Source organism: Anaeromonas gelatinilytica (genome assembly GCF_016820635.1).
GTDB classification, from domain to species: Bacteria; Bacillota; Clostridia; order Tissierellales; family SIT17; genus Anaeromonas; species Anaeromonas gelatinilytica.
Map to the genome: position 1 here is coordinate 1 of NZ_WSFU01000139.1, position 7,807 is coordinate 7,807.

Consider the following 7,807-nt stretch of genomic DNA (forward strand, 5'->3'; position numbering starts at 1 on the left):
ACATTGTATTAGTTATGCTGATAAACCACAATAACTATTTAAAAAATATCCCTTTCATCCCACGTCTGAAGAAGTGGCCTTTCTCGCTCATAAGTTCTGTAAATTGGGTATAATTAAAAAAGAAATAAAAAAGTTATATAAATTTTGATAATTTATTAAGGTTCTAGTATAATAAATTAAGTGTAGAAATTGACTATATGGAATATGTTGATATATAATTAACATAGTAAAAAGTTAAAATAAAGAATGTGAGAGGGATGAAATATGGGAAACAAAAAAGTATCAATGGCTGTAATAAGGAGATTGCCTAAATATTATAGATACCTTACAGAATTATTGGATAATGATATAAAGAGAATATCATCACAGGAATTAAGTAAACTAACAGATTTTACTGCATCTCAAATAAGGCAAGATTTAAATAATTTTGGTGGTTTTGGGCAGCAAGGGTATGGATATAATGTAAGAGATTTGCAGAAAGAACTCGGAAAAATATTGGGCTTGGATAGAATATATAAAGCTATATTAGTAGGTGCTGGTAATTTAGGTCAGGCTATTTCTAATTATAGAGGATTCAATGATGCAGGATTTAAGATAATGGCTATTTTTGACAAGAATCCTAAGATGTTTGGAATAAAATTAATGGATGTAATGATTCAAGATGTGGATAATATGGATGATTTTATAAGAGATAATGATATTGAAATTGGTATAATATGTACTTCTAAAGAAGGCAGTCAAGAAATAGCTGAGAGAATGGCAAAGAGTGGAATCACAGGAATTTGGAACTTTGCACCAGCAGATTTAAAACTTGATGATAATGTAACAGTAGAAAATGTGCATTTAAATGAAAGCTTATTTACACTTTCATATTTATTAAAAGAGAACAATGATTAAAGTTGTAGGCCGTCAGTAATGATGGTCTTTTTTCTAATAATGGAGGGAAAACTATGAGGGTAAAAGATATAATGACTAAAGACCCTATAACTATAGATGAAGATATGAGTATAATAGATGCTACATCTTTATTAATAGATAATAATATTGATGGAATACCTGTAGTAGATAATGAAGATATATTGGTAGGTTTATTTACGAAGGGGGATTTATACTATGCAATAACAAATAACATTGAAACCTCAAACTCAGTGAATTCTATTATGAAAAGAAAAATAGTTTATATTAATGAAAATGAAAGTACAGATAAAATATTTGAGGTAAATGTAGGAAGACTTCCAGTTGTGAATGATAATGATAAAATAGTAGGTATTGTAACTACTACAGATTTACTTAAAGAATATCATAATAGGAATAGTTATATTAATGAAGAGTTGAATACTATTTTTACAGCTATTCATAATGGGATTTTATTGATTGATACAGAAGGAAATATTTTAAATATAAATAAATCTGCTAAAGAAATACTTGGAGATAAATCTATAAAAAACATAAAAGATCTTCCCTTTGAGGAGATAATTAGAGATGTATTAAAAAAAAGAAAAATTTCTATAGGGAATAGGGTTAATATTAGAGATAAAAATATAATAGTAAATGTAACTCCATTTACTAAGGAAGACAAATTAGAAGGTGCAGTACTAGAACTAAATAATATTACCACATTACAAGATACTATGAAACGATTAAATTCAGAGAAAAATTTAACAGAAATATTAAGAACAATTTTAGATAATGCTTATGATGGTATTGTGGTAATTGATAAAGATGAAAAGATTATAATGATTAATAATTCTTATGCTAAATTTTTAGACGAAAATTCAGATGAATTAGTTGGAAGAAAAGTTACTGATGTAATTGAAAATACTAGATTACATGTAGTTTTAAAGACTGGAGAATCTGAGATAGGAGAGATTCAAAAAATAGGTTCTAATAATATAGTTGCTATGAGGGTTCCTATTAGAGAAGATAATAAAATAGTTGGAGCTATAGGAAAGATAATGTTTAGAGATGTTCAAGAGGTAAAATCTTTAGCAAAAAAATTAAGTAATATAGAGATGGAATTACAATATTATAAATCGGAGCTTATAAAGGAAAGACAAGCTAAATATTCTTTTGATAATATTCCTTCAAAGAGTTCTAAAATGAACGAAGTAAAAAAATTAGCTTTAAAAGCTTCAAAAAGTAATTCAACTATATTAATAACTGGAGAAAGTGGAACAGGAAAAGAGTTATTTGCCCATTCAATTCATAATGCTAGTCCAAGACATATGAGATCTTTTGTAAAAATGAATTGTGCAGCAATTCCTGCCGAGTTATTAGAATCAGAACTTTTTGGATATGAGGAAGGAGCTTTTACAGGGTCTCGTAAAGGAGGAAAAGTAGGAAAGTTTAAACTAGCCGATGGTGGAACTATATTTCTAGATGAAATAGGTGATATGCCTTTAAATATGCAGGCTAAAATATTGAGAGTATTACAAGAAAGAGAAGTAGAACCTATTGGATCAAATATGCCATTAAAGATAGACGTAAGAGTTATAGCTGCCACTAATAGAGATTTAGAAAAGATGATTAATGAAGGAAATTTTAGAGAAGATTTATACTATAGATTAAATGTTATTAAATTAGACATACCTCCATTAAGAAAAAGAAAAGAAGATTTAGATATTTTGATAGATATTTTATTTCAAAAGCATAGAAATGATTTAGGAAAATTTATTCCAGGTATTTCACAAGAAACTATAAAGACTTTAAAAGGATATCATTGGCCAGGAAATGTAAGGGAACTGGAGAATGTTATAGAAAGAGCAATAAACTTAGTGGAGTCTGGGGAAAAAATAAAACCTAATAATCTTCCAGAATATATTAAAGGAGGGTATACAGATAATGTAAATAAAAATTTTACACTTAGACAGGCTGTTGAAGATGCAGAGAAAAATGCTATAATAGATTGCCTTAAGTTTACAGATGATAATAGAGTAAAAACTGCTAAGATATTGAATATTAGCAGATCTACTCTTTATGAAAAATTAGATAAATATAATATTAAATAATACTGTGTGATATCCGGGACAGTGTATGAAAATTAACACACAATAATTGATATTAATTTAACGACAACCATGGGACATTAATGTGACAATGTATGAAATAATATACAGTCAAGGTTAATTAATTAACAAAATATTGAAGAAATCAGATTTTATTTTTAGATTTGATTCCTTTAATTTAAATTATTTTTTAGATCTAATTATCCGAAAAAAGTCATATATTCAATGTTTAGATGAAGTATTATTTATAAAGAATATATAGTAAAAGATATTTTTTAATGATAAAATTGATTTTGGTATAGTTTATGCATTATATAATAAACGGATTAAAAATCAAAAATGAAAAAGAAATTATTGATTTTTATATATTTAAGGAGGGAAAGTGATGAATTTCAGTTTGACTAAGGAACAAGAAATGATTAGAAAAGTTATTAATGATTTTGCTGAAAATGAAGTGAAACCTATAGCAGCAGAAATTGATGAAACAGAAAGATTCCCAAAGGAAACTGTGGAAAAAATGGTTAAGGCAGATATGATGGGAATTCCATTTCCTAAGGAATATGGTGGAGCTGGTGGAGATGACTTAGCATATGTAATAGCAGTTGAAGAATTATCTAAAAAATGTGCTACTACAGGAGTAATATTGTCAGCTCATACATCTTTAGGTACTTGGCCAATATACAAATATGGTACAGAGGAGCAAAAACAAAAGTATCTTAGACCTTTAGCTGAAGGTAAACATTTAGGAGCTTTTGGTTTAACAGAACCAAATGCAGGAACAGATGCATCAGGGCAACAAACCACCGCAGTTTTAGAAGGAGATCATTATATATTGAATGGATCAAAAGTATTCATTACTAATGGTGGTCAAGCAGATATTTATATTGTAATGGCAATGACAGATAAAACAAAAGGTACGAGGGGAATAAGTGCCTTTATAGTTGAAGCAGGATATGAAGGATTTAAAATTGGTAAAAAAGAAGATAAATTAGGCATTAGAGCATCTGCAACAACTGAACTTATATTCGAAAATGTAAAGGTACCAAAAGAAAACCTTTTAGCAGCAGAAGGTAAAGGATTTAAGGTTGCAATGTCAACTCTTGATGGAGGAAGAATAGGAATCGCTGCTCAAGCTTTAGGAATTGCTCAAGGAGCTATGGATGAGACAGTTAAATATGTAAAGGAAAGAGAACAATTTGGTAGACCAATAGCTAAATTTCAAGGTCTTCAATGGATGTTAGCAGATATGGAAACTAAGATTAATGCAGCAAGACATTTAGTATATAATGCTGCATATAGAAAATCACAGGGATTATCTTATGGTAAAGAAGCTGCAATGGCTAAATTATATGCATCAGAAACAGCAATGGAAGTAACTACAAAAGCTGTTCAATTACATGGTGGATATGGATATACAAAAGATTATCCAGTTGAAAGAATGATGAGAGATGCTAAGATCACTGAGATATATGAAGGTACATCAGAAGTACAAAAAATGGTTATAGCAGGTAATGTATTAGCGTAGAAATTATGATAGGAGGAAGAAATATGAATATAATCGTATGTATTAAGCAAGTTCCTGATACTAATGAAGTTAAGATAGACAAAAAGACAGGGACTCTCATAAGAGAAGGGGTTCCAAGTATAATAAATCCTGACGATAGAAATGCATTAGAAGAAGCATTAAGACTTAAAGATAAATATGAAGATACAAAGGTAACTGTGTTAACAATGGGTCCTCCTCAAGCAAAAGTAGCTTTAAATGAAGCTTTTGCTATGGGAGCAGACGAAGCAATATTATTAAGTGATAGAGCATTTGCTGGAGCTGATACTTGGGCTACATCAACTACATTAGCTGGAGCAATAAAAAAGATGGGCGATTTTGATATTATATTCTGTGGAAGACAAGCTATAGATGGAGACACAGCTCAGGTTGGACCTCAAATTGGAGAACATTTAGATTTACCACAAATCACATATGTAGAGGATTTAAAATTAGATGGAGATAATGTTGTGGCTCATAGAGCAATAGAAGATGGTCATTATGTAATAAAGAGTGAAATGCCTGTTTTATTAACAGCTATTGGAGAATTGAATGAACCAAGATATCCATCAATTAAAGGTATATATGAAGCTTTTGGAGAAAAGGAAATAAAAGTATGGTCATTAGATGATATTATAGTTGATACTAATCAAATAGGACTTAAAGGTTCACCTACACAAGTTAAAAAATCTTTCACTCCGGCAACTAGAAGCGCAGGTGAAATATTAGAAGGAAATAATTCAGATAAAGTAAGAAATTTAATAGTAAGACTTAAAGAAAGACAGATTATTTAATTTACCAAAGGAGGTAGGAAAATGTCTATAAAAGTAATAACTGAAAAGTGTATTGGATGTGGATTATGTGTAAAATCATGTCCATTTAATGCCATAGATATGATAGATAAAAAAGCAGTAATAAAGGATAATTGTACATTATGTGGTTCATGTGTTGAAGTTTGTCCTGTAGATGCAATAGTAATGGAAAAAGAAGAAGCAAATAATAAGATAAATATTGAAGATTATAAAGGTATATGGGTGTTTGCTGAGCAAAGAGCCGGAGAGATATTGAATGTGTCCGTAGAACTTATTGGAGAAGGTAGAAAGATAGCTGATAAGAGAAATGTAGAACTTACAGCTGTATTATTAGGGAAAGATTTAGATGAAAATGCTAAGACTTTAGTTAAGTATGGAGCAGATAATGTTATAGCTGTAGATAATGAAAAGTTAGAAACTTATACTACGGATGCTTATAGTAAAGTAATAGCTGATTTAATTAAAGAAAGAAAGCCAGAAATCATGTTAATAGGAGCTACAACAATAGGTAGAGATTTAGGACCTAGAGTATCAGCTAAGGTTCATACTGGACTTACAGCAGATTGTACTCGTTTAGAAATAGATGATGAAGATGGAAAATTACTTCAAACTCGTCCAGCTTTTGGTGGAAACTTAATGGCTACAATAATTTGTCCAAATCATAGACCACAGATGTCTACAGTAAGACCTGGTGTTATGGAAAAAGCTAAATATAATGAGGATAATACAGGCAACATCGAAAAGGTTGAAGTATCTTTTGAAGATGGACAATTAAAGACAGAAGTATTAGAAGTAATTAAGAGTGAAAAAGAAGCAGTAGCTCTTGATGAAGCTCCAATTATAGTAGCTGGTGGTAGAGGATTAACAGATAAAAAAGGATTTGAATTACTAGAAAAATTAGCAGAAAAATTAGATGGAGCAGTAGGAGCGTCTCGTGCAGCAGTTGATGAAGGATGGATTGAACATGCTCATCAAGTAGGTCAAACAGGTACTACAGTAAGACCTAAACTATATATAGCAGCAGGAATATCTGGAGCTATTCAGCATTTAGCTGGTATGCAATCATCAGACTGTATAGTAGCAATAAATAAGAACCCAGATGCACCAATATTTAAAGTTGCAGACTATGGTATTGTTGGAGACCTATATGAAGTAATTCCTGAATTACTAGAGGCTTTGGACAATGTAGATGATATAGTAACAGCTTTAAAATCAGTAGAAGGATAATATAGGCAGTTGATTTTAAAAATAAACAGCTGACCTTAAATATAATATAAAAAAGATCAAGGATAGAAAAGCCTTTCACTTAAATCCTTGATCTTTTTTATGTAAAAAACATAGAAAATAGTAAAGAAATCATAATTTTTGTCGATAATTATATAGGAGGTGGGAAACTTATGAAAAAGATGTTTCATAAAAAGGAATGGAAAAAGGATGCAAATATTAAAAGAGTAAAGGGAATGAGCTTAGCGAGAAAATTAATTGTAGCAGTTGTTGCTATAATAGTTATTCAAGTATTATCATTGGGTATAACTTCTTATATTAATTCGGTTAATGCATTAGAAAGTGAATTAAAAACATCAGGAAAACAGATGGTAGGGGAAGTTGAAAGTTATATTGATGAGTATTTTAGTAAATATGAAGATAGTTTGATATTAACATCACAAGATCCTAATTTGTTAAATTTAGATGCAAAAGAAAATGAATCCTCGGAAGAAGCAATAAAAACTTTTGAGAGATATTTAAATACATATGATGACGTTTTGAGTATTTATTTTGCTAATCCAAATAATGATTTTTATGCTTATCCTGTAGTAGATATGGGAGATGATTATGATGCTACGGGAAGACCATGGTATATGGATGCTGAAAATAAAGGTGAATCAGTATGGAGTGAACCTTATATAGATGAAGATACAGGTAAAATGGTTGTCACATTATCGACTCCTGTATATGATGGAGATAAGCTTGTAGGTATATTAGCTATAGATATAACTTTAGGTTCTATGTCTGATGTAATAACTGAAATAGAATTTGGTGATTATGGTGAGATAGTATTAGTAGATAGTGATAATAATATAATGACTCATAGTGATGAGAGCTTAATAGGGGAACCAATGCCTGTTGAAGAAATAATGGAAGCTATAAGTAGTAAAGAAGAAGGGATAGTACATTATACAATGGAAGAAGGTGGAAAAACAGAAGATAAATTTACTAATTTTACTACAATAAAGGGATTAGGATGGAAAGTATTAGGAATAACTTATATGAAAGAAATTAGTGAAAGTATAAATGGAATAATATATTCTATTTTGATCATTGGAGTTATAGTATTAGTATTAGGAATCATAGGAACTATAATATTATCTAGAAAATTTATAAATCCATTGAATCAATTAGTTGAAGATATGAAAAAAGTAGAGAATGGAGATTTCACTGTAAAATCA

6 protein-coding genes are annotated in these 7,807 nt (G+C 29.8%); all 6 read left to right on the forward strand.

Translation table 11 applies throughout. The features are described from left to right. The first annotated feature begins 264 nt into the window (after positions 1-264). Positions 265-897, forward strand: a complete 633-nt coding sequence (locus GOQ29_RS13855) for a redox-sensing transcriptional repressor Rex (protein WP_203373265.1) — start codon at positions 265-267, stop codon at positions 895-897. A gap of 53 nt (positions 898-950) precedes the next feature. After that, the gene (locus GOQ29_RS13860; protein WP_203373266.1) at positions 951-3,008 is read left to right on the forward strand and encodes a sigma-54-dependent Fis family transcriptional regulator; all 2,058 of its coding nucleotides are present in this window, start codon (positions 951-953) and stop codon (positions 3,006-3,008) included. Positions 3,009-3,390: 382 nt separating this feature from the next. Continuing rightward, entirely contained in the window at positions 3,391-4,530 is a 1,140-nt protein-coding gene (locus tag GOQ29_RS13865) for an acyl-CoA dehydrogenase (RefSeq protein WP_203373267.1), read from the forward strand. 23 nt (positions 4,531-4,553) lie between these two features. Continuing rightward, the gene (locus GOQ29_RS13870) at positions 4,554-5,342 is read left to right on the forward strand and encodes an electron transfer flavoprotein subunit beta/FixA family protein (protein ID WP_203373268.1); all 789 of its coding nucleotides are present in this window, start codon (positions 4,554-4,556) and stop codon (positions 5,340-5,342) included. 21 nt (positions 5,343-5,363) lie between these two features. Then, positions 5,364-6,587 (forward strand): electron transfer flavoprotein subunit alpha, encoded by a 1,224-nt coding sequence (locus tag GOQ29_RS13875; protein WP_203373269.1) that lies wholly within the window; start codon positions 5,364-5,366, stop codon positions 6,585-6,587. A gap of 170 nt (positions 6,588-6,757) precedes the next feature. Next, the coding region (locus tag GOQ29_RS13880; RefSeq protein ID WP_203373270.1) for a HAMP domain-containing protein at positions 6,758-7,807 on the forward strand (1,050 nt) is incomplete at its 3' end.

Bases quoted from the DNA above. Each gene is read 5' to 3' on its own strand.
- GOQ29_RS13855 (WP_203373265.1), top strand. From the start codon at position 265: ATGGGAAACAAAAAAGTATCAATGGCTGTAATAAGGAGATTGCCTAAA.
- GOQ29_RS13860 (WP_203373266.1), top strand. From the start codon at position 951: ATGAGGGTAAAAGATATAATGACTAAAGACCCTATAACTATAGATGAA.
- GOQ29_RS13865 (WP_203373267.1), top strand. From the start codon at position 3,391: ATGAATTTCAGTTTGACTAAGGAACAAGAAATGATTAGAAAAGTTATT.
- GOQ29_RS13870 (WP_203373268.1), top strand. From the start codon at position 4,554: ATGAATATAATCGTATGTATTAAGCAAGTTCCTGATACTAATGAAGTT.
- GOQ29_RS13875 (WP_203373269.1), top strand. From the start codon at position 5,364: ATGTCTATAAAAGTAATAACTGAAAAGTGTATTGGATGTGGATTATGT.